The organism is Pseudomonas rhizozeae, from assembly GCF_031583775.1.
In the GTDB taxonomy this organism is placed as follows: domain Bacteria; phylum Pseudomonadota; class Gammaproteobacteria; order Pseudomonadales; family Pseudomonadaceae; genus Aquipseudomonas.
Map to the genome: position 1 here is coordinate 1 of NZ_JAVLSB010000012.1, position 23,906 is coordinate 23,906.

General features: G+C 61.1%; 26 protein-coding genes. All 26 read right to left on the bottom strand.

Features of this window, described 5'->3' with window-relative positions; translation table 11 throughout:
* Window positions 1-241 precede the first annotated feature (241 nt).
* Window positions 242-1,381 carry a flagellar biosynthesis protein FlhB gene (flhB, locus tag RG836_RS02590; protein WP_310842963.1) on the bottom strand — a complete coding sequence of 380 codons (1,140 nt, stop codon included), beginning with the start codon at window positions 1,379-1,381 and terminating at the stop codon, window positions 242-244.
* A 3-nt stretch (window positions 1,382-1,384) separates the two neighbouring features.
* Complete coding sequence (fliR, locus tag RG836_RS02595) at window positions 1,385-2,170, bottom strand: flagellar biosynthetic protein FliR (RefSeq protein ID WP_310842966.1); 786 nt, start codon at window positions 2,168-2,170, stop codon at window positions 1,385-1,387.
* 3 nt (window positions 2,171-2,173) lie between these two features.
* Complete coding sequence (gene fliQ / locus RG836_RS02600) at window positions 2,174-2,443, bottom strand: flagellar biosynthesis protein FliQ (RefSeq protein WP_096509573.1); 270 nt, start codon at window positions 2,441-2,443, stop codon at window positions 2,174-2,176.
* The gene (gene fliP / locus RG836_RS02605) at window positions 2,440-3,195 is read right to left on the bottom strand and encodes a flagellar type III secretion system pore protein FliP (RefSeq protein WP_310842969.1); all 756 of its coding nucleotides are present in this window, start codon (window positions 3,193-3,195) and stop codon (window positions 2,440-2,442) included. The genes fliQ and fliP overlap by 4 nt, the downstream gene beginning before the upstream one ends.
* Window positions 3,195-3,644 carry a flagellar biosynthetic protein FliO gene (gene fliO / locus RG836_RS02610; RefSeq protein WP_310842972.1) on the bottom strand — a complete coding sequence of 150 codons (450 nt, stop codon included), beginning with the start codon at window positions 3,642-3,644 and terminating at the stop codon, window positions 3,195-3,197. Before fliO ends, fliP begins: the two co-directional genes overlap by 1 nt.
* On the bottom strand, window positions 3,645-4,106 hold the full coding sequence (fliN, locus tag RG836_RS02615; protein WP_310842975.1) for a flagellar motor switch protein FliN: 462 nt from the start codon (window positions 4,104-4,106) through the stop codon (window positions 3,645-3,647). It lies immediately after the preceding gene.
* A gap of 46 nt (window positions 4,107-4,152) precedes the next feature.
* Window positions 4,153-5,121, bottom strand: coding sequence for a flagellar motor switch protein FliM (fliM, locus tag RG836_RS02620; protein WP_310842977.1), 969 nt, complete (start codon window positions 5,119-5,121; stop codon window positions 4,153-4,155).
* Window positions 5,122-5,130: 9 nt separating this feature from the next.
* Entirely contained in the window at window positions 5,131-5,631 is a 501-nt protein-coding gene (gene fliL / locus RG836_RS02625) for a flagellar basal body-associated protein FliL (protein WP_310842979.1), read from the bottom strand.
* Between the two features lie 404 nt (window positions 5,632-6,035).
* On the bottom strand, window positions 6,036-7,397 hold the full coding sequence (locus RG836_RS02630) for a flagellar hook-length control protein FliK (protein WP_310842981.1): 1,362 nt from the start codon (window positions 7,395-7,397) through the stop codon (window positions 6,036-6,038).
* A gap of 83 nt (window positions 7,398-7,480) precedes the next feature.
* Window positions 7,481-7,849: an Hpt domain-containing protein gene (locus RG836_RS02635; protein WP_310842983.1), complete on the bottom strand. Its 369-nt coding sequence runs from the start codon at window positions 7,847-7,849 to the stop codon at window positions 7,481-7,483.
* Window positions 7,850-7,880: 31 nt separating this feature from the next.
* The gene (locus tag RG836_RS02640) at window positions 7,881-9,587 is read right to left on the bottom strand and encodes an ATP-binding SpoIIE family protein phosphatase (RefSeq protein ID WP_409078050.1); all 1,707 of its coding nucleotides are present in this window, start codon (window positions 9,585-9,587) and stop codon (window positions 7,881-7,883) included.
* Window positions 9,588-9,592: 5 nt separating this feature from the next.
* Window positions 9,593-9,892: an STAS domain-containing protein gene (locus tag RG836_RS02645; protein ID WP_310842986.1), complete on the bottom strand. Its 300-nt coding sequence runs from the start codon at window positions 9,890-9,892 to the stop codon at window positions 9,593-9,595.
* Window positions 9,893-9,976: 84 nt separating this feature from the next.
* The gene (gene fliJ / locus RG836_RS02650) at window positions 9,977-10,426 is read right to left on the bottom strand and encodes a flagellar export protein FliJ (protein ID WP_310842988.1); all 450 of its coding nucleotides are present in this window, start codon (window positions 10,424-10,426) and stop codon (window positions 9,977-9,979) included.
* Between the two features lie 6 nt (window positions 10,427-10,432).
* Window positions 10,433-11,791, bottom strand: a complete 1,359-nt coding sequence (gene fliI / locus RG836_RS02655; protein WP_310842990.1) for a flagellar protein export ATPase FliI — start codon at window positions 11,789-11,791, stop codon at window positions 10,433-10,435.
* On the bottom strand, window positions 11,781-12,587 hold the full coding sequence (fliH, locus tag RG836_RS02660) for a flagellar assembly protein FliH (protein ID WP_310842991.1): 807 nt from the start codon (window positions 12,585-12,587) through the stop codon (window positions 11,781-11,783). The genes fliI and fliH overlap by 11 nt, the downstream gene beginning before the upstream one ends.
* 4 nt (window positions 12,588-12,591) lie before the next feature.
* A complete protein-coding gene (gene fliG / locus RG836_RS02665; protein WP_016771079.1) occupies window positions 12,592-13,611 on the bottom strand; it encodes a flagellar motor switch protein FliG in 1,020 nt (339 codons plus the stop codon).
* On the bottom strand, window positions 13,604-15,388 hold the full coding sequence (gene fliF, locus RG836_RS02670; RefSeq protein ID WP_310842998.1) for a flagellar basal-body MS-ring/collar protein FliF: 1,785 nt from the start codon (window positions 15,386-15,388) through the stop codon (window positions 13,604-13,606). Before fliF ends, fliG begins: the two co-directional genes overlap by 8 nt.
* A gap of 15 nt (window positions 15,389-15,403) precedes the next feature.
* Window positions 15,404-15,733 (bottom strand): flagellar hook-basal body complex protein FliE, encoded by a 330-nt coding sequence (gene fliE, locus RG836_RS02675; RefSeq protein ID WP_310842999.1) that lies wholly within the window; start codon window positions 15,731-15,733, stop codon window positions 15,404-15,406.
* Window positions 15,734-15,867: 134 nt separating this feature from the next.
* Entirely contained in the window at window positions 15,868-17,283 is a 1,416-nt protein-coding gene (locus RG836_RS02680) for a sigma-54-dependent transcriptional regulator (RefSeq protein ID WP_310843036.1), read from the bottom strand.
* Window positions 17,284-17,288: 5 nt separating this feature from the next.
* Entirely contained in the window at window positions 17,289-18,497 is a 1,209-nt protein-coding gene (locus RG836_RS02685; protein ID WP_310843001.1) for a sensor histidine kinase, read from the bottom strand.
* 128 nt (window positions 18,498-18,625) lie between these two features.
* Entirely contained in the window at window positions 18,626-20,101 is a 1,476-nt protein-coding gene (locus RG836_RS02690) for a sigma-54 dependent transcriptional regulator (protein WP_310843002.1), read from the bottom strand.
* A 170-nt stretch (window positions 20,102-20,271) separates the two neighbouring features.
* Window positions 20,272-20,568, bottom strand: a complete 297-nt coding sequence (locus RG836_RS02695) for a flagellar protein FliT (protein WP_310843003.1) — start codon at window positions 20,566-20,568, stop codon at window positions 20,272-20,274.
* Between the two features lie 11 nt (window positions 20,569-20,579).
* Window positions 20,580-20,975: a flagellar export chaperone FliS gene (gene fliS, locus RG836_RS02700; RefSeq protein ID WP_310843004.1), complete on the bottom strand. Its 396-nt coding sequence runs from the start codon at window positions 20,973-20,975 to the stop codon at window positions 20,580-20,582.
* A 129-nt stretch (window positions 20,976-21,104) separates the two neighbouring features.
* The gene (fliD, locus tag RG836_RS02705; RefSeq protein ID WP_310843005.1) at window positions 21,105-22,508 is read right to left on the bottom strand and encodes a flagellar filament capping protein FliD; all 1,404 of its coding nucleotides are present in this window, start codon (window positions 22,506-22,508) and stop codon (window positions 21,105-21,107) included.
* 80 nt (window positions 22,509-22,588) lie between these two features.
* Complete coding sequence (locus RG836_RS02710; RefSeq protein WP_310843006.1) at window positions 22,589-22,954, bottom strand: flagellar protein FlaG; 366 nt, start codon at window positions 22,952-22,954, stop codon at window positions 22,589-22,591.
* 73 nt (window positions 22,955-23,027) lie between these two features.
* Complete coding sequence (locus tag RG836_RS02715) at window positions 23,028-23,879, bottom strand: flagellin domain-containing protein (RefSeq protein ID WP_310843008.1); 852 nt, start codon at window positions 23,877-23,879, stop codon at window positions 23,028-23,030.
* Between the last annotated feature and the right edge of the window lie 27 nt (window positions 23,880-23,906).

Genomic DNA, 23,906 nt, shown 5'->3' on the forward strand with positions numbered 1-23,906 from the left:
AGAGCGCTTGGTTACTTGGCGCTTTTCCAAGTAACCCGCTGTAAGAGCGGAACCTATATCAGCCATCACCAAAGGAATGGATATGTACACCTGCAAAATTTCTAGTGCCTGATAAAAAGTCATCGCTGGCAAGCCAAGCTCCCACAGGGTTCGGGGACATCCGCAATTTACTTGGTCAACAGGGAGATAGCCTTCGTCGGAACGCCGCCCAGAGCCGGCAGACTCCCATCAGCGGGACGACTCAGGAATCGCGGCGCAATTCCGGTGGGATCGGCAGATCCTGATTGAACGGCTCCGGCCGCTTACCCTTGCCCGCGCGGTGCTGGCGGATCTGGTAGACATAGGCCAACACCTGCGCCACCGCCAGGTACAGCCCGCCCGGGATTTCCTGCTCCAGCTCGGTCGAGTAATAGATCGAACGAGCCAGGGCTGGCGACTCCAGCAGCAACACTTCGTTGGCCACGGCGATTTCGCGAATCTTCAGCGCCAGGAAGTCACTGCCCTTGGCCAGCAACACCGGCGCATTCCCCTTGTCCGGGTCGTACTTGAGCGCGACGGCGTAGTGCGTCGGGTTGGTGATCACCACGTCGGCTTCGGGAATCGCCGCCATCATCCGCCGCTGCGACATCTCGCGCTGCAACTGACGAATCCGTTGCTTGACCTCCGGCCGGCCTTCCTGGTCCTTGTGCTCGTCGCGGACTTCCTGCTTGGTCATCAGCAGTTTCTTGTGGCTCTCCCACAGCTGCACCGGCACGTCGACGGCAGCGATGATGATCAGCCCGCAGGCCATCCACAGAGTGCTCCAGCCCACCAATTGCAAGCTGTGGATAATCGCCATGTCCAGTGGTTCATGAGCGATGCGCAGCAAATCGTCGATGTCCGACTGCAACACCACGAGCGCGACGAACAGCACGATGAAAAACTTGGCCAAGGCCTTGAGCAGCTCCACCAATGCCTTGGTGGAAAACATTCGTTTGAGGCCGGCGCCGGGGTTCATGCGGCTGAATTTCGGGGCCAGCGAGCCGGCGGCGAACAGCCAGCCACCCAGGGAAATTGGGCCGATGATCGCCGCCAGCAGCAAGGTGATCATCACCGGCTGAATGGCCACCAATGCGATCTGCCCGGAATGCAGCAAATAGCTGCCCATGGCGCGCTGGTCCATGATCACCTCGCGGGGCAGCGAGAAGTTCATGCGCATCAGTTCCATCATGTCCTGCGCCAGCGCGCCGCCAAAAATCAGCAGGCCGCCGGCGCCGGCGAGCATGATTGCTAGGGTATTGAGCTCTTTCGACCGGGCAATCTCGCCCTTTTCCCGGGAGTCCTTTTTGCGTTTCTCCGTGGGGTCTTCTGTTTTGTCCTGACCGCTTTCGCTCTCAGCCATGACTCAGCGCGCCTGTGCCAGTTCGCGTAACAACTGCAGGGCCTCGACGGCCAGCGGTTGATACTGATTGAGAAGGTCGGCCAGCCCGACCCAGACGATGAACAGGCCGAGCACCAGGGTCAGCGGGAAGCCGATGGAGAAAATGTTCAGTTGCGGCGCGGCGCGGGTCATCACGCCGAACGCGATGTTCACCACCAGCAGCGCGGTGATCGCCGGCAGCACCAGCAACAGCGCGGCGCCCAGCACCCAGCCCAGTTTGCCGGCCAGCTCCCAATAGTGATTGACCATGAAACCGCTGCCCACCGGCAGCGTGGTGAAGCTCTCAGTGAGCACTTCGAACACCACCAGGTGGCCATTCATCGAGAGGAACAGCAACGTCACCAGCATGGTGAAGAATTGCCCGATCACCGCCACCGACACGCCGTTGGTAGGGTCGATCATCGAAGCGAAGCCCATGCCCATCTGGATCGCGACGATCTGCCCCGCCACCACGAACGCCTGGAAGAACAACTGCAAGGAAAATCCCAGCACCGCACCGATCAGGATCTGTTCGCCAATCAGCAGCAAGCCGCTCAAGTCCAGCGGATTGACCGCCGGCAGGGGCGGTAAGCCGGGCGCGATCACCACGGTGATCGCCAGGGCGAAATACAGCCGCACCCGCGTGGGCACCAGGGTTGTGCCAAACACCGGCATGACCATCAGCAAGGCGCCGATGCGAAACAGCGGCAACATGAAGGTCGCCACCCAGGTGCTGATCTGCGTGTCGGTCAGTTGCAGCAGCGATTGCATGGCTTAGCCAATGACCTGCGGAATGCTGCCGTACAACTGCAGGATGTATTCCATGAAGGTCTGCACCAGCCACGGCCCGGCGACGATCAAGGTCACTAGCATCACCAGCAGGCGCGGCAGGAAGCTCAGGGTTTGTTCGTTGATCTGGGTCGCGGCCTGGAACATCGCCACGATCAGGCCGACCAACAGGCTCGGGATGACCAGCACAGCGACCATCATAGTGGTCAGCCACAGGGCTTCACGGAAGATGTCGACCGCAACTTCCGGCGTCATGGCGAAACACCGCCGAAGCTACTGGCCAGGGTGCCAATGATCAGCGCCCAGCCATCCACCAGCACGAACAGCATGATTTTGAACGGCAGGGAAATGATCAGCGGCGACAGCATCATCATACCCATGGCCATCAGGATACTTGCCACCACCAGGTCGATGATCAGGAACGGAATGAAGATCATGAAACCGATCTGGAACGCGGTTTTCAGCTCGGACGTCACGAACGCCGGAACCAGAATGGTCAGCGGCGCCTGGTCCGGCGTAGCGATGTCGGTGCGCTTGGACAGGCGCATGAACAGCTCAAGGTCACTGCTGCGGGTTTGCGCAAGCATGAAGTCCTTGATCGGCACCTGGGCCTTGGCCACCGCGTCCTGGGCGGTGAGTTTTTCCGCCAGGTAAGGCTGCAGCGCATCCTGATTCACCCGGTCGAACACTGGCGCCATGATGAACAGCGTCAGGAACAGTGCCATGCCGGTGAGAATCTGGTTCGACGGCGTTTGCTGCAAGCCGAGAGCTTGGCGCAGGATCGAGAAGACAATGATGATCCGGGTGAAACTGGTCATCAGCATGACGAACGCCGGGATGAAACTCAGCGCGGTCATGATCAGCAGGATCTGCAAGCTGACCGAATATTCCTGGGCGCCGTCGGCATTGGTACCAAGGGTGATCGCCGGAATCGACAGCGGGTCGGCAGCGAAGGCCAGCGGCGCGGCCAGCATCAGCAGCAACGCCAAAAGGATGCGCAACGGCATTACTTTTTGTCCTTATTGTCCTTGCCCAACAGCTCCATCAAGCGCTGGGCAAATTCCGGGGTCGCCTGCTGGGCATCGGGTACTTGCACCGGCTCTTTGAGCACGTGCAGCGCGGTGATGGTGCCGGGGCTCAGACCGAGCAGAATCTGCTCGTTGCCCACTTGCACCAGCATCAGACGATCACGCGGGCCGAGGGCGCGGGAGCCGATCAACTGGATCACCTGGCCCTTGCCCGCCGGACCGGCCTGCTGCACGCGACGCAACATCCAGGCGAGAAAGAAGATCAGTCCCAGCACCAGCAACAGGCCCAGCACCAACTGCGTCAGTTGTCCCGCGATACCACTGCTGGCCACCGGAGCCGCCACAGCAGCGGCGGGCGCAGTCGCCGCCGGGTCCGCTGCCAATACGCTGAATGGCAACAGCAGCAAAAAGCCGAGAAGCCGCTTCACTTAGCGCAGCTTCTTGATGCGTTCGCTTGGGCTGATCACGTCAGTCAGGCGAATGCCGAACTTTTCGTTGACCACCACCACTTCGCCGTGGGCGATGAGCGTGCCGTTGACCAGCACATCCAGCGGCTCGCCGGCCAGGCGATCAAGCTCGATCACCGAACCCTGGTTGAGTTGCAGCAGGTTTCGGATGTTGATGTCGGTGCTACCGACTTCCATCGAGATCGACACCGGGATGTCGAGGATCACGTCCAGGTTCGGACCGTCGAGAGTCACTTGCTCGTTGCTCTTCGGCGAACTGCCGAATTCTTCCATCGGCAAGCGATTGGAAGACGGCGCGGTGGCGGCGTCGGCGGCGAGCAGCGCATCGATATCGTCCTGGCCGGCAGCACCGGTTTCTTCCAGGGCGGCAGCCCATTCATCGGCCAGAGCCTGGTCGTCCTGGGCGTTCATATCGTCATTCATCGTTTGTCCTCGGCGGTCAAGAATTCAATTAGGGGGAAGGCGCCGCTCAGCGACGCTCGATCGGCTCGATCACTTGCAACGCGAGGTTGCCTTTGTGCGAGCCCATCTTGACCTTGAAGGCCGGCACGCCGTTGGCGCGCATGATCATCTCTTCCGGCATCTCCACCGGGATCACATCCCCCGGCTGCATGTGCAGGATGTCGCGCAATTTCAACTGGCGACGGGCAACGGTGGCACTGAGCGGTACGTCGACATCCAGCACGTCCTGGCGCAGGGCGTTGACCCAGCGTTCGTCCTGGTCGTCGAGGTCGGACTGGAAACCGGCATCGAGCATTTCGCGCACCGGCTCGATCATCGAGTACGGCATGGTCACGTGCAGGTCACCGCCACCGCCATCGAGTTCGATGTGGAAAGTCGACACCACAATGGCCTCGCTCGGGCCGACGATGTTGGCCATGGCCGGGTTCACTTCCGAGTTGATGTACTCGAAATTGACTTCCATGATCGCCTGCCAGGCTTCTTTCAAATCGATGAAGGCCTGCTCCAGCACCATGCGCACGACGCGCAGTTCGGTCGGGGTGAATTCACGCCCTTCGATCTTCGCGTGACGGCCGTCGCCGCCGAAGAAGTTGTCCACCAGCTTGAACACCAGTTTGGCGTCGAGGATGAACAGGGCCGTACCGCGCAGCGGCTTGATCTTGACCAGATTGAGGCTGGTCGGTACGTACAGCGAGTGCACGTATTCGCCGAACTTCATCACCTGCACGCCGCCCACCGCCACGTCCGCCGAACGACGCAACATGTTGAACATGCTGATGCGGGTGTAACGGGCGAAACGCTCGTTGATCATCTCCAGGGTCGGCATGCGTCCACGGACGATGCGATCCTGACTGGTCAAGTCGTAGCTTTTGACGCTGCCGGGTTCGGCAACGGTATCGGTCTGTACCAGACCATCATCGACGCCATGCAACAGCGCATCGATTTCATCCTGGGACAGCAGGTCCTGCACGGCCATGTCGTGTTCCTACTGCAGTACGAAATTAGTGAAGAGCAGCTGTTCGATCACCACTTTGCCGAGCTCTTTCTGAGCCACTTCCTGCACGCTGGCCGTGGCTTTCTGGCGCAGCATTTCCTGGCCGACCGGGGTGGCCAGGCTATCGAAGCTCTGCCCGGAGAACAGCATGACCAGGTTATTGCGGATCACCGGCATGTGCACTTTCAAGGCTTCCAGATCGGCCTGATTGCGCCCGAGCATGGTGATGCTCACTTGCATGTAGCGCTGGCGGCCGTTCTGCGTGTAATTGGCGACAAACGCCGGCGCGAGCGGTTCAAAAATCGCCGGTTGCTTGCCTACCGGTGCCGCATCGGCGGCGGGCGCCGGCTTGGCCTGCGCGCTGTGCATGAAATACCAGGTCGCCCCCACGGATAGGCCGACCGCCAGCAGCAGGGCCAGCACGATCACGATGATCAGCTTGAGCTTGCCTCTGTTGACCGGTTCTTTTACTGCTGCGTCACTCTTCGCCATGCCAATAATCCGTCACTAATCGGGTTTTCACAGTCGCACGGCAAGGCAAGAGCAAGTGTTATGCCAGAAGTAACGGAGGGGGAAATCGGTGGGGGCGCCCCCAGTGGGAGCGAGCCTGCTCGCGAAGGCTGACTGGCAGCCGCTGGATAATCGGCGGATCGCCGTACTGTCCGGCTCGCCAGTACCGTAGAAGCAATGCCTGATCGAGCTTGAAGCAAAAGCGGGGGGCCGCTTCGCAGCCCAACGGGGGCAAGCCCCCTCACCACAAAAAGCAGAGCAGATCAAAATCGCTCGAGGCGGCCCCTGTGGGAGCTGGCTTGCCAGCGATGACGACCTGACAGTCAACCTCATCATCGACTGATACACCGCTATCGCTGGCAAGCCAGCCCTCACAGAGTTCGCGGTCAGGCGTAATAGTCGACCGCGCTGGAGCCAATCACGCTGGTTGCCGCCGCAGCGACCTCAGTCACCGTTGGCGCGAGTTCGTCGTCCATGGCGTCGAGACGACCGCCGCTGGCGCTGGTGCGGCCGCTCTGCGCCTGTTGTTGCGCCTGCTGCTCTTGCTGCTGTGAACCACGGGACTGGTCGGACACGTTGACGTCGACCTGGCCCATACCCTGTTGGGCGAACATGTCACGCAGGCGATGCATTTGCCCGTCGAGGGCTTCGCGCACGCTTGGATGGGCGCTCATGAAGGTCACTTGGGTCTGCTGGTCCGGAACCATGTTGACGCGGATGTCCAGGCGCCCCAGTTCGGCCGGCTGCAACTGAATGTCGGCGGCCTTGAGGTTGGCACTGGACAGGTACATCACCCGGTTGACCACTTCTTCGGTCCAGCCACTCTGGTGCATGGCGATCGGCTGGTTGACCGGCACGGCGTTGGCGGTCTTCGGCGTGGCGGCCTGGGTCAACGCCGCGAGGCGATTGGCGAAGTCATCGACGCGGGTGTCGCTGGTGGCGGATTTCAGGTCCTTGAGGCCGTCATCGATCAGCCCGCTGAACGCCTTTTCGCCGCCCTGGCTGGTGCTGTCCTGGTCAGCCTGCACGTCGAGCATGCTGGCCATGCCGGCAGCGAACGTTTGCGCGGAAGTCGGGTCACCTTCGGCTTGCGCCTGGGCGGGCGTGGCCTTGGGTTGCGCCTGGCTGGCGGCGGAGACGTGGCCGCTCTGTTCCATGGCCAGGCGTACCGCTGGCAGATCATCCAGCGGATCGGCGGACGGATCGAAATTCGGGTCAATGGCCACGGCCGGGGCGGCAGCCACTGCAGTAGCAGCGGGCAACGGCTCTTCCACCGGCAATGCTGGCGTAGTCACCACAGTTGGCGTTTCTACGGTGACCGCTGGCACGCTCGGTTGCACGACTTGCACCAAGGCCGGATCGAGAGCCGGATCGACCGGCGCGGTGTCCGCTACTGGCGTGGTGCTCTCAGGCGCGTCGTCGGCATCCGCATCGGCCTGGTCGTCACTGGCCGCCGGTTTGTCGGCGGGCAAGCTTTTGCCGCTATCGGCAACGGTCGACTCGGGAGCGGCAGATTTATCGTCGGCAGCAGGCTTCTTCACCGACGCGTCGCTGGCTTTGTCCTGAGACGGTTTGGCAGCCACATCTTTCTTGTCAGCGGGCTTGCTCTGGGCCTGGTCGGCGAACACTTGGGCGAAGCTCGACGCCTTGTCCGCAGGGGCCGCAGCCACCGCCGGTGAATTGGCGGTGACGGCTTGGGTCTTGGCCTGCGCGGCAGCCTGGAGCAGCAAATTGGGGTTAACAGCCATGAAACGGTCTCCGCTGCACTGGAATCGTAGGTACAGGTGACGGAGTTGATTGCAAGGGTCGAGCCAGATTCAGCGCGGTGCGCTTAAAAGCGCCGAACGGCGTCGGCGTCCGCCTGTGAACGCTGGCGTTCAGCTTCGTATTGCGGTCGCACCAGAGCGAACTCCCGATCGATGGCCAGCACCAGCGATTCGACATCGGCTAGGTTGTGCTCTTTGGCGCGCTGTTCCAGCTGATGGCACAGCGCCGCCAGGTGCAGGGCGCCCATGTTGCTGCTGCTGCCCTTGAAACTGTGGGCGGCATCGATGATTTGCCCGGCATCTTGCGCCATCCGCAACAACCGCAGACGTTCTTCGGAGTCGGCGAGGAAAGTATCCAACAACAGTGGGTATTCCTCCTCCATGACGTCCTGTAACGCGATCAGCACGCCGTGATCCAGATGTGTGTCAGCCACTTGCTCGCTCCCTGATCAAGAATGCGCGGGATTATGCCAGAGCCTCCCAACAAAACTCCACGCGCACACGGCGCCCATCGTCGGACCATTCAGCGCTGCGGCTCAACTGCCGGATCAGGCTGACGCCGCGCCCCGACAGACGGCCCTCGTCCACTGGCCGGGCCATCACTTTCCCGACATCGAAACCGGCACCGCTGTCTTCCACATGGATAATCAGGCGACCGCCCTGCGCATGCGGTTCCACCTGCAACTGCACACGAATATAGCCGTCCTGCAATTGCTCCAGTCGCTCGTTGCGCAACTGGTAATAACGCGCAAACCCCTGTGCATCGCGCTTGAGGCTCGAATCAAGGCCTAACACGCCGTGCTCCAGCGCGTTGGAATAGAGTTCGGCGAGGACGCTGTACAGCGCACCACTTTGCGCGCGCAATCCATGCACTTCCAGCAGCAATTGCAGCATGAACGGCAGAGGATTGAAGCGCTTGAGGGTGGCCACGCGAAACTCGAAATTCACCAGCCAATCCAGCGGGCTGCACTGACCGCTGTCGGAGTAAACCATGGGCGGCGGTGCCAGTTGCGTCGCTTCCAGCAGGCTGACTTCGACCATGCTCACATCGTCCCGGGCCTGGCCGCGGAAGTCGCGCAACGCCTGCTCGATATCCTCGAACAACAGGTCTGGGTCGCGATTGGCAGCGAACACCTGCTGCAAGCGCTCAACCCCGAACAACTGTTCGTTGACGTCGCTGGTGTCGATCACCCCGTCGGACAGCAGGAACACTCGATCCCCCACCGCCATCGGAAAGACTTCAGTGCGATCGTCGAACGCTTGCGGGCTGAGTACGCCCAACGGCAGGTGCCGTGCCGTCAATGGCTTACGCGCGCCGGTGGCAATGTCGTGCAAATAGCCGTCGGGCATGCCGCCGTTCCACACCTCGACCGAGCGGCGCTGGAAGCTCAGGCTGATCAGGGTCGCACAGCAAAACATGTCCACTGGCAGGATGCGCTTGAGCTTGGCGTTCATCTCGCGCAGGGTTTCCGCCAGGCCGTAGCCCTTGGCGGTCATGCCGTAGAACACTTCCGCCAGGGGCATGGCGCCCACTGCCGCCGGCAAACCGTGGCCGGTGAAATCGCCGAGCAGCACATGCATATCGCCGGCCGGGGTGAACGCCGCCAGCAGCAGATCGCCATTGAACAGCGCATAGGGCGATTGCAGGTAGCGTATGTTCGGCGCGCTGAGGCATCCGGAATGCGCGACCTTGTCGAACACCGCTTTGGCCACGCGCTGTTCGTTGAGCAGGTATTCGTGGTGGCGGGCGATCAGGTCACGCTGTTCCAGCACCGTGGCCTGCAAGCGCCGCAAGCGATCCATGGCCTTGATCTTGGCCGCGAGGATCACCGGGTTGTAGGGCTTCGCCAGAAAGTCGTCACCGCCGGCGTCGAGGCAGCGCGCCAGTGCTTCGCTTTCGGTCAGCGAGGTGAGGAAGATAATCGGCACCAGGGTTTCGCCGGCCAATGCCTTGATGTGCCGGGCCGCTTCGAACCCATCCATCACTGGCATCATTGCGTCCATCAGCACCAGGTCGGGGGCCTGCTGGCGAAACGCGTTCACCGCTTCGGCACCGTTGGCCGCCGTCAGCACTTGATGGCCCTGACGACGGACGATACCCGACAGCAGCATCCGGTCGGCGGTGCTGTCTTCGGCAATCAAAACCGTCAGGGCTCCCGACGGTAGCGCCAGGCTGCTCAACTGATGTCGAACAGTTTGTCGAAATTGGAAATCGCGAGAATCTTGCGCACGTCCGAACTGCTGTTGATCAGCCTCACGTCGGAGTCATCACCGCCGGCATGGTCGCGCAGCAGCAACAACATCCCCAGCGCCGAACTGTCGAGGTAGCTGGACTCCCTCAGGTCAACGACGATGGACTTCGGCTTTGTATCCAACAACTCGTAGGATTCGCGAAATTCCTGATGCTTGGCGAAATCGAAGCGACCGATGATCGAAATCGTCAACTTCCCCCCAGATACTTCTGCAACGACTGACATGCTGTGGCTTCCTTGTCATGGGCAAACGTGTACAAGGTTTAGCACCTGGTACAAGCTTGGGCAAGAATCTGATGGTGATAACACTTAGTAGGGGTTTTGCCGTGGCAGGCGTTGGGACAATTCGTCGAGGAGTTTTTGCTCGCGCTTGTCTTCCAGTTGCCGCGCTTCATCGATGTAACGCTGCACCAGTTTACGCAACCCTTCGACGCGAGCGAAAGCCTGCTGCCAGGCTTCGCGGGATTTATCCAGGTTGTTCTGGTGCCATTGCAGGCTTTGGCGCTGTTGATCGATGGCAGTCCCCAACTGCGCCAGGAAGCCCTGGTAGCCAAGCAACCACTGGCCGGTCACCCCGCTGCTGCCGCGCACGATCCACTGCTCGGAGTATTCCAGGCGAAAAGCTTCGAGGTCTGCCAGTTTGCTTTCCGCCACCCGCACCTGGCCCTGGAAGTGACCCATGCGCAAGACGGCGGTTTTTTCCGCCTTCTCGGCCATGTCCACGACCGGTGCCAGGCGTGCCGCGCGGCTTTGAGCCATGGCCGGTTAGCCGCCCGGCGCCGGGGCGAAAATGGTTGCCAGGTGATGCTCGCTGGCGCCCATGCCAATGTTGTCGTTCAAACCCTGGCGCAAGTAACCGACCATGGCCGGTTGCAGGTTGATCGCGGTGTCGGTTTCGCGGTCACCGCCGGGCACGTAGGCGCCGACGCTAATCAGGTCGCGGCTCTGCTGATAACGCGACCAGTATTGTTTGAACATCTGCGCCCGGGCCATGTGTTCCTTGCTGACCACCGAAGGCATTACCCGGCTGATCGACGCTTCGATGTCGATGGCCGGGTAATGCCCCTCTTCGGCCAGGCGCCGCGACAGCACGATGTGCCCGTCGAGCACGCCCCGCGCCGAGTCGGCGATCGGGTCTTGTTGGTCGTCGCCTTCGGACAGCACGGTGTAGAACGCGGTGATCGAACCGCCGCCCTTCTCGGCGTTACCGGCACGTTCCACCAGTTTCGGCAGTTTAGCGAACACCGACGGCGGATAACCCTTGGTCGCCGGCGGCTCGCCAATGGCCAGGGCGATTTCCCGCTGCGCCTGGGCGAAACGGGTCAGCGAATCCATGAGCAACAGGACGTTCTTGCCCTTGTCGCGGAAATACTCGGCGATGCGCGTGCAGTACATGGCCGCGCGCAAACGCATCAGCGGCGCATCGTCCGCCGGGGACGCCACCACCACGGAGCGCTTGAGCCCTTCTTCACCGAGGATGTGCTCGATGAATTCCTTCACTTCGCGCCCCCGCTCGCCGATCAGCCCGACCACAATAATGTCGGCCTCGGTAAACCGGGTCATCATGCCCAACAGCACACTCTTACCGACGCCGGTACCGGCGAACAGGCCCAGGCGCTGGCCACGACCGACAGTGAGCAAGCCGTTGATACAGCGGATGCCAACGTCCAGCGGCTGGCTGATGGGGTCACGCTTAAGCGGGTTGATGGTCGGGCCGTCCATCGGCACCCAGTCTTCCGCCTTCATCCCGCCCTTGCCATCCAGCGCCCGGCCGGCGCCATCCAGCACCCGCCCGAGCATGCTCATGCCCATCGGCAGGCGACCGGTGTCGGCCAGCGGCACCACGCGGGCACCAGGGGCGATCCCAGCGACGCTGCCCACCGGCATCAGAAATACTTTAGTGCCAGAAAAGCCCATGACCTCGGCTTCGACCTGCACCGGGTGATAGCTGTCGTCGTTGATCACCATGCAGCGCGCGCCCATGGCGGCGCGCAGGCCTTCGGCTTCGAGTGTGAGGCCGACCATGCGCAACAGGCGACCTTCGAGAATCGGCGCGCCAGGCAGTTCCGTAACTTCGGCGTAGCTGCTCAGGCGCTTGGCGAAACTGGTGCGATCAAGGCGCATCGGGGTCGTCCAGTTCCGGCTCGACGGTGGCGCTGTCCGGCTTGGCGTCCAGCGGCAGCTCCAGGCTCAGGTCCGGGGCGGCCGGGTGCAGGGCTTGTTCGTGGAGTTGATCGAACAGCTTGTCCATCACCTGCGCCACCCGCGTTTCGACGGTGGCGTCGATGCGGCTGTGCTCGGTCTCGACCCGGCAACCGCCGGGCAGCAGCGATTCGTCTTCGACGATGCGCCAGGTTTCCTCATGGCGTTCGCGCAGGGCTTTGACCTGTTCGAAATCCTGAGGATTGATGTACAGCCGCACGTTGCCCACGCCCAGCGGCAACAGCTTGAGAGCGTCGCGCATGACGTGTTCGATGTGCGTCGAGTCGATGGCCAGTTCGCGCTGGATTACCTGGCGGGTGATGTGCTGCACCAGGTCCACCAGGGCTTTTTCGATCTGCGTGTCCTGCTCGGCGATCGGCTCCAGCAAGTTGACCATCAGGGCCTCGAGGCTGGCGACCTTGGCCGCGAGCGCTACGTCGGCCTCCTGGCGGACCTTGAGCGTGGTGCTGTGAAAACCTTCTTTCTCGCCAATAGCGAAGCCTTCGTTGTAAGCCTCCTGACGGATGCTTTCGAGTTCTTCGAGGGTCAGTGGCTGGACTTCATCCAGCGGCACTTCTTCCATTTCCGGCGGCTCGGGCTCCGGTTCCGGCTCGGGCTCAGGGACAAACGGGTCGAAGCTGGGCATCGACCAGGTATCAAAACCCCTGACGTCTCTGGCACGAATCAGGTCAGAGGGCGACTCATCAATCTTGGCCATGGGCTTAGATCATTTCCTCGCCGCCCTTGCCGCCGAGAACGATTTCCCCGGCTTCGGCCATACGGCGGGCGATGGTGAGGATTTCTTTCTGCGCGGTTTCCACGTCGCTGACGCGCACCGGGCCCTTGGCTTCGAGGTCGTCGCGCAACAGTTCGGCGGCACGCTTGGACATGTTCTTGAAGATCTTCTCCTTGACGCCTTCGTCCGAACCCTTGAGGGCCAGCACCAGCACATCGGAAGAAACTTCGCGCAACAGCGCCTGGATGCCACGGTCGTCGACGTCGGCCAGGTTGTTGAACACGAACATGAGGTCTTCGATCTGACCGGACAGGTCTTCGTCGACTTCGCGGATCGAATCCATGAGTTGGCCTTCGATCGAGCTGTCGAGGAAGTTCATAATGTCGGCCGCGCGCTTGATGCCACCCAGCGTGGTGCGCGAGGCATTGGAATTGCCCGAGAACTGCTTCTCGAGAATCTGGTTCAATTCTTTCAAGGCCGCCGGCTGCACGGTGTTCAACGACGACACGCGCAGGATGATGTCCAGGCGCACTTTGTGGTCGAAGTTGCCGAGCACTTCACCGGCCTGGTCCGGGTCGAGGTATGCGACCACGATCGCCTGGATCTGCGGGTGTTCGTAGCGGATCACGTCGGCCACGGCGCGCGGCTCCATCCACTTGAGGCTGTCGAGGCCGCTGGTGTTGCCGCCGAGCAGGATGCGATCGATCAGGCCATTGGCCTTGTCTTCGCCCAGGGCCTGAGTGAGCATTTTGCGCACGTAGTCATCGGAGCCGACGCCGAGGCTGGTCTGGTCGCCGACGATGTCGACGAACTCGCTCATCACCTGCTCGACCTGCTCACGGTGCACGTTGCCCATCTGGGCCATGGCCACGCCAACCCGCTGGACCTCTTTCGGGCCCATGTGGCGCAGCACCTGCGCGGCATCGGTTGAGCCAAGGGACAGCAGCAGAATCGCGGCTTTGTCGACCTTGGTCAGTTTGACGGTAGCGGCTCGGTTATCACTCATCTGCGTTAATCCACTCTTTCACGACCTGGGCCACGCGACCCGGATCTTCGGCCACCAGACTCTTGATTGCATTCAACTGAGCGTCATAGCCTTCGCTCGGGCTTGGCAGCAGAATGCTTTGCGGGCCGCCGAGGCTGACGCGGTCGTTGGCCAGCTCGCCATCCAGGCCACCCATACCGCCCAGCTCGACGTCGCTGCCGACCGCCAGTTGCTTGCCCTTGCCGCCACCGGTGATGTTGTTGAGCACCGGACGCAGCACGCCGAACACCAGCACCAGGATGAACAGCACACCCAGCACTTGCTTGACGATGTCCCAGAACCAGGGTTGCGAGTAGAACGGAATGTCGGCAATCACTTCGCCGCGCTCGGCGGAGAACGGCATGTTGATCACGCTGACACTGTCACCCCGGCTGGCGTCGAAACCGACCGCGTCCTGCACCAGGCGAGTGAAGCGCGCCAATTCGTCGGCGCTCCACGGCGCACGGCTGGTCTCGCCATTGGCCGCGTTGACCTTGACCTGATCATCGACCACCACCGACACCGACAGGCGATTGAGACGGCCCTGTTGCTGCTTGGTGTGGCTGATGGAGCGATCGAGCTCGAAGTTTTTGGTCGATTGTGAACGCTTGTCCGCCGGGTACGGCGCGAGCATCGGCTGGCCGGTGGCCGGGTCCATAATCTGTTGACCGTTGGCGTCCAGCAGCGGTTGACCTGGCTGCACCATGCCGGCGGATGCGGTGGCGCCGCCAGTGGTTTGCGGCGCGGCGGCCGGCGCTGGCGGCTGGTTACTCAAGGCGCCCGGTACGCCTTGCGGGCCATTGCTGGCGGTGCGTTGTTCGGAGGTCGATTGCTCGCTGCGCAGCGCCGGCTGGTCCGGGTTGAATTGCTCGGAGGTCGACTCGACGGCGCTGAAATCCACGTCAGCCGAGACTTCGGCTTTATAGCGGTCGTTGCCCAATACCGGTTGCAAGATATTGTGCACGCGTTGGGTGAGCATGCTCTCCATGCGGCGGCTGTAATCGAACTGCTTGCCGGCCATGGTCAGTTCGGAGTTCTCCGCTTGGTCCGACAACAGGTTGCCCTTCTGGTCGACCACGGTGATCTGCGATTTGCTGAGCTCGGGAACGCTGGTCGCCACCAGATTGACGATGGCCACCACTTGGCCTGGCTCCAGGGAGCGGCCGGAATACAGTTCAACCAATACTGAGGCGCTGGGCTTGCGTTCATCGCGCACGAACACCGAACTCTTCGGAATCGCCAGGTGCACACGCGCACCCTTGACGTTGTTCAGGCTGGAGATGGTGCGTGCCAGTTCGCCTTCGAGACCGCGACGGTAGCGCGTGGCTTCCATGAACTGACTGGTGCCAAGGCCCTGGTCCTTGTCGAGGATTTCAAAACCGATGTTGCCGTCGGTGGGCGAGACACCGGCGCCGGCCAGTTTCAGGCGCGCGCGGGCGAGGTCATCGGCCTTGACCAGCAAGGCGCCGGAATTGGGTTCGACGGTGTAAGGAATGTCGGCAGCGGCCAGGGTGTCCATGACCTGCTTGGCGTCCATGCCGGCAAGGCTGCCGTACAGTGGCCGGTAGTCCGGTTGCTGCGACCACAGCACCACGGCAAAACCAATCGCCACGCTCGCGGCCAGGCCCACCAACAGGCCGACCTGACGCAGCATGGTCATCTCGGAGAGGTTTTCCAGGAAGGACAGGCCGAACAACGGCGGTTTGCCGTCTATCGGGGTGGCCTTGGCCGGAACGTTATCGGCGACTGCTTCTGCCATGACTCAATATCTTCCTTAGACCGGCATCTGCATGATGTCTTGGTAGGCCTGGACCAGCTTGTTGCGCACTTGGGTCAGAGCCTGGAACGAGACACTGGCTTTCTGCGAAGAAATCATCACATCGGTGAGGTCGACGCCGCTCTTGCCGATTTCGAAGGCACTGGCCAATTGGCTGGACGCCTGCTGGGTATCGTTCACTTTATTGACGGCCTGACCGAGCATGTCGGAAAAACTGCTGCCACTCATTTGCGGAACGACGGCAGTCGATTTCGAGGCCGACATGGCATCCATTTGCATGGAGCGCATGTCCAACATCAACCGATTGAATTCAATACCTTGGCTCATGATTTCTCTCTTTGACGAGCAACGTGTCGTTTGGCGGCCCGCGTTTTTTTGACACTCACTCGGCGGGTACCTAGGTATTAGCAACAACGGTGCCAGTCCACGCCTGCGCCCTACAAAAAGCCCTGTCAGGCATTTCAGGTGGCGAACAGGTAGGCCTCGACGTCCATCCCGGCGTCGCGCATCTGCGCCAGCTTGTAGCGCAGGGTGCGCGGGCTGATGCCCAGGCGCTCGGCGGCTTCCTTGCGGCGGCCGCGCTCGGCGCGCAGGGTGTCGATGATCATCTGGAACTCGCGGCGGCGCAGGTCATCACCCAACCCCCCGGCGGATTCACCGGGCGGCGCGGCGTCGACCTCGGCGGCCCGCGCCATGGGCGCGACCGCCATCGGCAGGGGCATGGACGGCGGCAGCGGCGCGAACAGCGCCGGGCCGGTCAGGCAGAAATCCTGCGGCTGGATCAGCCCGCCTTGCTGCAGAATCAGGGCGCGCTGGATCGCGTTGTCCAGCTCTCGCACATTGCCAGGCCACGGGTACCCAATCAGGCAGGCTTGCGCCTCCGCCGACAGCCTGGCGGCGGCGTGCTTCATTTTATTGACGTGTTTGGCCAGCAGGCGCTCGGCCAGCGGCAGGATATCGGCGGTGCGTTCGCGCAACGGGCGCCAGGCGAGAGGGAACACCGACAGGCGATAGTACAAGTCCTCACGGAAGCGCCCCGCCGCCACTTCCCCGGCGAGATCGCGGTTAGTGGTGGCAACCACGCGGATGTCCAGGGTGATCGGCTTGCGCCCACCGACACGCTCGACTTCACGCTCTTGCAGCACCCGCAACAACTTGGCTTGCAGCCCGAGAGGCATTTCGGAAATTTCGTCGAGCAGGATAGTGCCACCGTCGGCCTGTTCGAACTTGCCGGCCTGCGCCGCGATGGCGCCGGTAAACGAGCCCTTCTCATGACCGAACAGCGTGGCTTCGAGCATGTTGTCGGGAATCGCCGCGCAGTTGATCGCAATGAACGGCTGACTGGCCCGGGACGACTGTTGATGGATGTAGCGCGCCAGCACTTCCTTGCCGGTACCGGACTCGCCGGAGATCAACACCGTTGAATCACTGCGCGCCACCCGTGCGGCGAGCTCCAGCAATTGCACACTGGCCGACTCAAAGGCAATCGGCCCGTCACCCTCTACCGCCGCCAATGTACCGAGGGCATGACGGGCGACGAGGTCGAGCAAAGCTTTGGGTTCGAAGGGCTTGACCAGGTAATCGGCGGCACCCTGACGCATCGCCTGCACTGCCCGCTCGACCGCGCCATGGGCGGTCATCAGCAGCACCGGCAGTTGCGGTTGGCGACTGCGCAGCAAGCCGAGCAATTGATGACCGTCCATGCCCGGCATATTGACGTCGCTGACCACCAGACTGAACGGCTCGCAGGCCACCGCCTCCAGCGCCTCCTCGGCGGAACCGACGGCTTTGTAGTCATGCCCGGCCAGCAGCAAGGTATCGGCCAGCGCTTCACGTAACGAGCGGTCATCCTCGACCAGCAACACCTTGATTCCCATGTCGGTCACTCGGCTCCATCGCAACGGTTCGACGCTTGCGCACTGAACAGCGGCAAGGTCAGCAGCGCGCAGGTGCCGCGTCCGGGGCGTGAATGCAATTGCAATTCGCCCTGATGCGCACGCGCCACGGCTTTGACCACGGTCAGGCCGAGGCCGGTGCCGGTGGTCTTGGTGGTGAAGAAAGGTTCGCCGAGCCGCGCCAGCACCGCTTTATCAATGCCGCTGCCGGTGTCACTGACGCACACACGCAAGACGTTGCCGCGGGTGTACACATGCACTTTCAGACGCACATTGCCGGCGCTGGCCTGAACTGCGTTTTCAATCAGGTTGAGTACCGCGCCCACCAGGGTGTCGCGATTGCACAGCAGTTCACCGGTATGGCTGTCGCACTGCCAGCGCATCGGCAGATCGCGCACATGAGTCAGGGCGGCGGCCTGTAACGATTGCATCAACTCCCGGGGCGTGACGCGGTCGGTCAGCGGCAACTCGCCACGGGCGAACACCAGCATGTCGCGCACTTGATGTTCGAGCTCATGCAGGCGCTCCTTGAGGCGCCCGGCGAAGCGCTGCTGGGTGTCCACCGGCAACGCTTGCTCGGTCAGGTGGCTGGCATAGAGCAAGGCGGCGGACAGCGGTGTGCGGATCTGATGCGCCAGAGATGCGACCATGCGCCCGAGGGACGAAAGCCGCTCATTGCGCGCCAGTTGCCCTTGCAGGTGACGGGTTTCGGTGAGATCGGTGAGCAACACCAACTGCCCCGGCTCGGCGTCGAGCGAGCGAGTGGCGATGGACAAGCGACGGCCGTCCTTGAGGGAAATTTCGTGACCATCGTCTTCGCGCGGGGCGAAGCAGCGGGCAATGACTTCGCGCCACAGCTGACCTTCCAGCGGCAGGCCCAGCATGTCGCTGGCGGCCGGGTTGGCTTCGCGCACGATGCCTTGGGCGTCGATGACAATCACGCCGCCGGGCAACAGATCGAGGAGGTTTTGCAGACGATTGGCCAGCCGTTCTTTTTCCGCCAGCTCCTGCATGCGCTGGGCGCTGACCACCGCCAACTCGCCCTTGAGCTCGGTGACCCGGGCTTCGAGCATGCTGTAGGAGTCGTTGAGTTGGCTGGACACCTGGTTGAACAGCGAGAACGCCTGCTCAAGACCCAGCCGACTGGCCTGCTCCACGGAGGTGGGCACCAACGCAGACTGGGGGACAGGAGACATCTGGGCGGCTTGGGGCATCGTGCTCTCTCGCTTGGCTGACCGTCAGTTAAACGGAACGTTGCGAGGGACTTAGCAATACCCGTGCCTAAAAAAAACCGCTTAGTTATGAAGCGCTTGTAAAACAGGCGTCAATCATCCGCCTGTTCATCACCTTCACGACGGCTCATGCCGTACTTGCGCATCTTCTCCACCAGGGTGGTGCGGCGGATGCGCAAACGTTCAGCTGCCCGCGCAACGATACCGTTGGCATCGTCCAGCGCCTGCTGAATCAGCCCTTGCTCAAGGCCACCGAGGTAATCTTTGAGGTCCAGGCCTTCCGGCGGCAGCGTGGCGCCAGCGCTGAAGTCCGGCGTGTGCCCGTTGATGGCCACCCGCTCTTCGAGGTCGCTGCGCAAGGTGTCGACCAGTTGCTCATCTTCGTCGTCGACGTAGCGGAATTTCTTCGGCAGCTCGACCACGCCGATCACCCCGTACGGGTGCATGATCGCCATACGCTCCACCAGGTTCGCCAGCTCGCGGACGTTGCCCGGCCAGCCGTGACGACACAGCGACATGATCGCGGCGGAATTGAAGCGGATCGAACCGCGCTTCTCGTGCTCCATGCGCGAGATCAGTTCGTTCATCAGCAGCGGAATGTCTTCGACACGCTCGCGCAGTGGCGCCATCTCGATCGGGAACACGTTCAGACGGTAATAGAGGTCTTCACGGAAGGTGCCGATCTCGATCATGCTTTCGAGATTCTTGTGGGTCGCGGCGATGATGCGCACGTCGACGCTTTGGGTCTTGTTGCTGCCCACGCGCTCAAAGGTGCGTTCTTGCAAGACGCGCAGCAGCTTGACCTGCATCGGCAGCGGCATGTCGCCGATTTCATCGAGAAACAGCGTACCGCCATTGGCCAGTTCGAAACGCCCGGCACGGCTGGTGATCGCCCCGGTGAAGGCGCCCTTCTCGTGGCCGAACAATTCGCTTTCCAGCAACTCGGCCGGGATCGCCCCGCAGTTGACCGGCACGAACGGCGCATCACGGCGCTTGGAGTGGTAGTGCAAGTTGCGCGCAACCACTTCCTTGCCGGTGCCGGACTCGCCGAGGATCAGCACGCTGGCGTCGGTGTCGGCCACTTGCTGCATCATCTGGCGCACGTGCTGGATCGCCCGGCTGGTGCCGACGAGGCTGCGGAACAGATTGGGTTCACGGTGCCGACCGCGCTCGCGGGCCTGGTCGTACATTTCGCGATAGACCTGGGCGCGGTGCAGGGAGTCCAGCAATTTGCTGTAGCTGGGCGGCATTTCCAGGGTCGACAACACGCGGCGGCGCTGGTCTTCGGGCAAGTCGAGGGAAGAATTATCACCCATCAGCAAAACCGGAAGGAACTCATCCCAGGTTGAGAGTGTCTTTAACAGGCCCAGAACAGCGCCAGGTGCATTGACGGTCCCGATGAGGACGCAAATGACTTCACGACTAGATGACAAAGAGCCGACAGCCTGCTGCCAGTCATGGCTACCGCAGGGTAAATTTTCTTCGCCGAGAAAATTTAAAATCACCGCCAGGTCGCGGCGGCGGACGCTATCGTCATCAATCAGCAGAATTTTGGTTTCACGCCACATGCAATAGCAACTTCCCTTGTCAACTCAATGCCCAGAACGAGGGGCAAGCTAGACGCCATAGGCACTCTCGGCCCGATGTACGTCTGGAATCTTTGAACAGCCACTAGTTAAGTCAAAAAACCGTACGCAGTCAAATTTATGGCGCGCGCAGGGTTGATGTTAACTAAGGATTAACCAAACAGATGGTAAACCTTTGCCGCGTTCTGTGCTTGATGGATCTGTGACATCTCGTCGACTATTGCCTGCCTTTCCCCTGTTGCCGCGTCAAGCAACTGCCGATAGACCCCCAGCAACTCCTCAAGATTGTCACGCAACGCGGCTTCGTCCACCGGAGCTTCACTCAAGACGTCTTCCATACAGGATCGGCACGCCAGGTCCAATTGACCAATAGCTTCCCAGTTGCGCTCGGCCAATGCATCTACCAGGGCGCCACGGGTTTGTTCGATTCGCTGCAGTACGAGACTCATGGTGGTTCTCCTTAAAACTGCGGGGCCGGCGCGGCAATCGCGTCCCAGCCGTCCTTGACGGTACGCAGCAGATCAGCCACTTCGTCGAGGATTTTCGGGTCAGTCTTGATATTGGCTTCCGCCAAACGCTTCATCATGTACGTGTAAAGATTGTCCAGCTCGCCGACGGTGTCCGCCGAATTTTCCAGGTCCAGACCTTCGCGCAAGCCACCGATGATGCCGATGGCCTTGCCGATCAGCACACCCTTGTTCGGAATGTCCTTGCGCTCCATGGCACCCTTGGCCTGGGCAATACGATCCAGCCCGCCTTCCATCAGCATCTGTACCAGACGATGGGGGCTCGCTTCGGAAGTCTGCGCCTGAGCGCCAATCTTCTGGTATTGGCGAAGGGCTAACATCGGATTCATGTTCTACCTCATCTGAAAACTTGGGTTCGTATAATCAGTGTATCGACGACGCGTCAAAAAACTTTAGATGCAAATACAAAAAGCCCGGAGCGTGGAAAAACGCTGCCGGGCTTTTGGCGTTTGTGCGTATCAGCCTTTTTGCTGAGCGTTCATCGCCTCGAACATTGACGTAATGTTCGCCGCTGTCGCTTTCAACTTGCCGACCAGGGTATCCATGTCGTTGTACTTTTTGGTCAGCGTCGCCGTGAGGGTTTCGACCCGACGATCCAGCGCCTGCTGATCGTTGATCAACTTGGTCTTGATTTTGTTCAGGTTGGTGGTTCGCGTATCAAGGATACCGCCGGTATCGGTGTACGGCTTGATCACGTTGTTCATGCGCTCGACCAGGCCGTTAGTCCCGGTGAACAGCGTCTGCACTTCGCCTGCGAGCTTCTTGTCTTCCATCGCGGACTTGAACTTGACCGAGTCAAAGTTCAACGCACCGGTCTTCTGGTCAGTGGTGATGCCCAACTGCGAGAGCACGGTCAGTTTGTCGCCGGCCCCGGTCTGCGACAAAGGGGCCCGGATCGCGGCCAGCAACGAACGCGGCAACGGGTCACCGGTCAGCGCGGCGGAAACAGTCAGGTTGCCATCGTCGTCCAGGGACGGCTTGGTGAGGGACGTGACGGCGTTCGCGATGGCGTTGTAGGCGTCGACAAACTTCTGAATCGACGCCTTGAGGCCATCGTTGTTGCCGGCCACGGTCACCGAGAGATTGCCCTTGGTGAGCAAGGTCAGTGACAGACCAGAGACGTCGGTGATGGTGTTCGACTTGCTGCTGCGTTCCAGGCCATCGACGGTGTAGATCGCGTCGATCGGCAATTCGCCCAAGGCGCCCGACGAGGTCGCGGTGGTCGGCGAACCGATTTTCTGCGCGCCGTTCATGGTCAGGCTGGGAATGCCGCTGGTGGAGATTTCGGAGCCAACACCGGTCACGCTCGAACCCAGCACCAGGCGCGCACCGAACTGGTCGGAGACGATGTTGGCGCTGAGGCCATCAGTGGCGAACTTGCTGTTGATCGAGTCACGAACCTGTTGCAGGGTCGAACCGTCCGGCACCACAACCGAATAGTTCTTGCCGTTCTGGGTGATCGTCAGGCCGCCGCCCTGGGCAATCACGCTCGACGCACCACCGGCGAACGCGCCGCTGGCCACTTTCGACGAGGTGGCTACCTGGGTAATTTCAATTTTGTAGGTGCCCGCCACAGCTGCGTTGTTGGCAACTGCGCCAGCAATCTTGACGTCGGACGAGGTCGCGGCAAAACCGGTGAACTGAGGGTTGGTGGTGCTGCCCAGGTCTTTGAGCGCAGTCTGGAACGTGGCCAGCAACGACTTCAAAGTGCCGATACCGGAGATGCTCGCGGTATTGGTCGCGGTGCCACGGTCGATCTGACCTTGCTTGGCCGCTTTGTCGGAGTTAACCAAAGCCTTGACGATAGCCCCGGTATCCAGGCCCGAACCTAAACCCGTGCCCGGTAGAATTGGACTTGCCATGTGAAACTCCCTTCAGTGTTTCGCCGGTCTTTTGACCACTAACGCCCAAAAGAACATAGCAACAAATTTCGTGCCAGATGTCAGGCCTGGGCGCTGAACAACAGGCTGCTGGCGTCATTCAAACTGTTGGCCAGTTTCAGGATTTCTTCGTTGGGGATCTGACGGACCACCTCACCGGAATCACTGGCAATGACCTTCACGACCACTTTGCCCGAAGGCTCATCGATCGAGAACTCTAGATTACGTTTAACCGATTGCACAAACTTCTCGATTTCCTGGACGGCCATCTTCAGTTTTTCCTGCTCGGTTTCGGCAGTCTTGCGAACTTCCTTGACGTCAACCACCGCAGCGGCTTCCGCTCGAGGCTTCTCCACAGCAGGGTCAGCAACCGGGGTTGCATGCCGGGCCGCCGGATAAGACAAGTTCAGCTTCACGCTCATATCCATGTCCATCACCTCTAAAGTAAAAAAGCGAGGGGGTACGACCAGCGCACACCCCTCGCCAAAGCTCAATCAGCTATTACTGAAGCAGTTTCAGAACAGCGGATGGCAGTTGGTTGGCCTGGGCCAGAACTGCGGTGGAAGCTTGTTGCAGAGTTTGTTGCTTGGTCAGCTGTGCAGTTTCAGCAGCGAAGTCGGTATCTTGTACGCGACCCAGTGCAGCAGCGGCGTTTTCGTTGATGTTCTGCAGGTTGGAGATGGTGCTGGTCAGACGGTTTTGTGCAGCACCGAGGTCGGCACGCGCGCTGTTGATGGTCTGCAGAGCGGCGTCGATACGGGTGATGGCAGCCGAGAACGAAGCTTGAGCGGTAGCCGAGCTGTTACCAGTGATCTGGGTGGTAGCCGAGTCAACCGACAGGGTTGCTGCGCCGAAGCCCGAAGCCAGGGTCAGAGTGATCTGGTTAGCCGAACCGGTGTTGGAACCGACCTGGAAGGTCATGGTGCCAGCGGAACCGTCCATCAGGTTCTTGCCGTTCAGGTTGGTGGAGTTGGCGATACGGGTCAATTCGTCCGACATAGCGGCGAATTCTTTGTTCAACGCGATACGGTCTTGAGTACCGTTCGAATCGTTTCGAGCTTGTACGGCCAGTTCACGCATACGCTGCAGAATGTTGGTCGATTCTTGCATCGCGCCTTCAGCGGTCTGAGCGATCGAGATACCGTCGTTGGCGTTTTTGATAGCCATGGTCTGACCGCGGATTTGCGAGGTCATACGGGTAGCGATTTGCAGGCCGGCGGCGTCGTCTTTAGCGCTGTTGATTTTCAGGCCGGAAGACAAGCGAGTCATCGAAGTCGACAGTGCGTCGGAAGCGCGGTTCAGGTTCTTCTGAACGCTCAACGATGTAACGTTGGTGTTTACTGTTAAAGCCATGACGAATTCCTCGTTGGTTGGGTACTG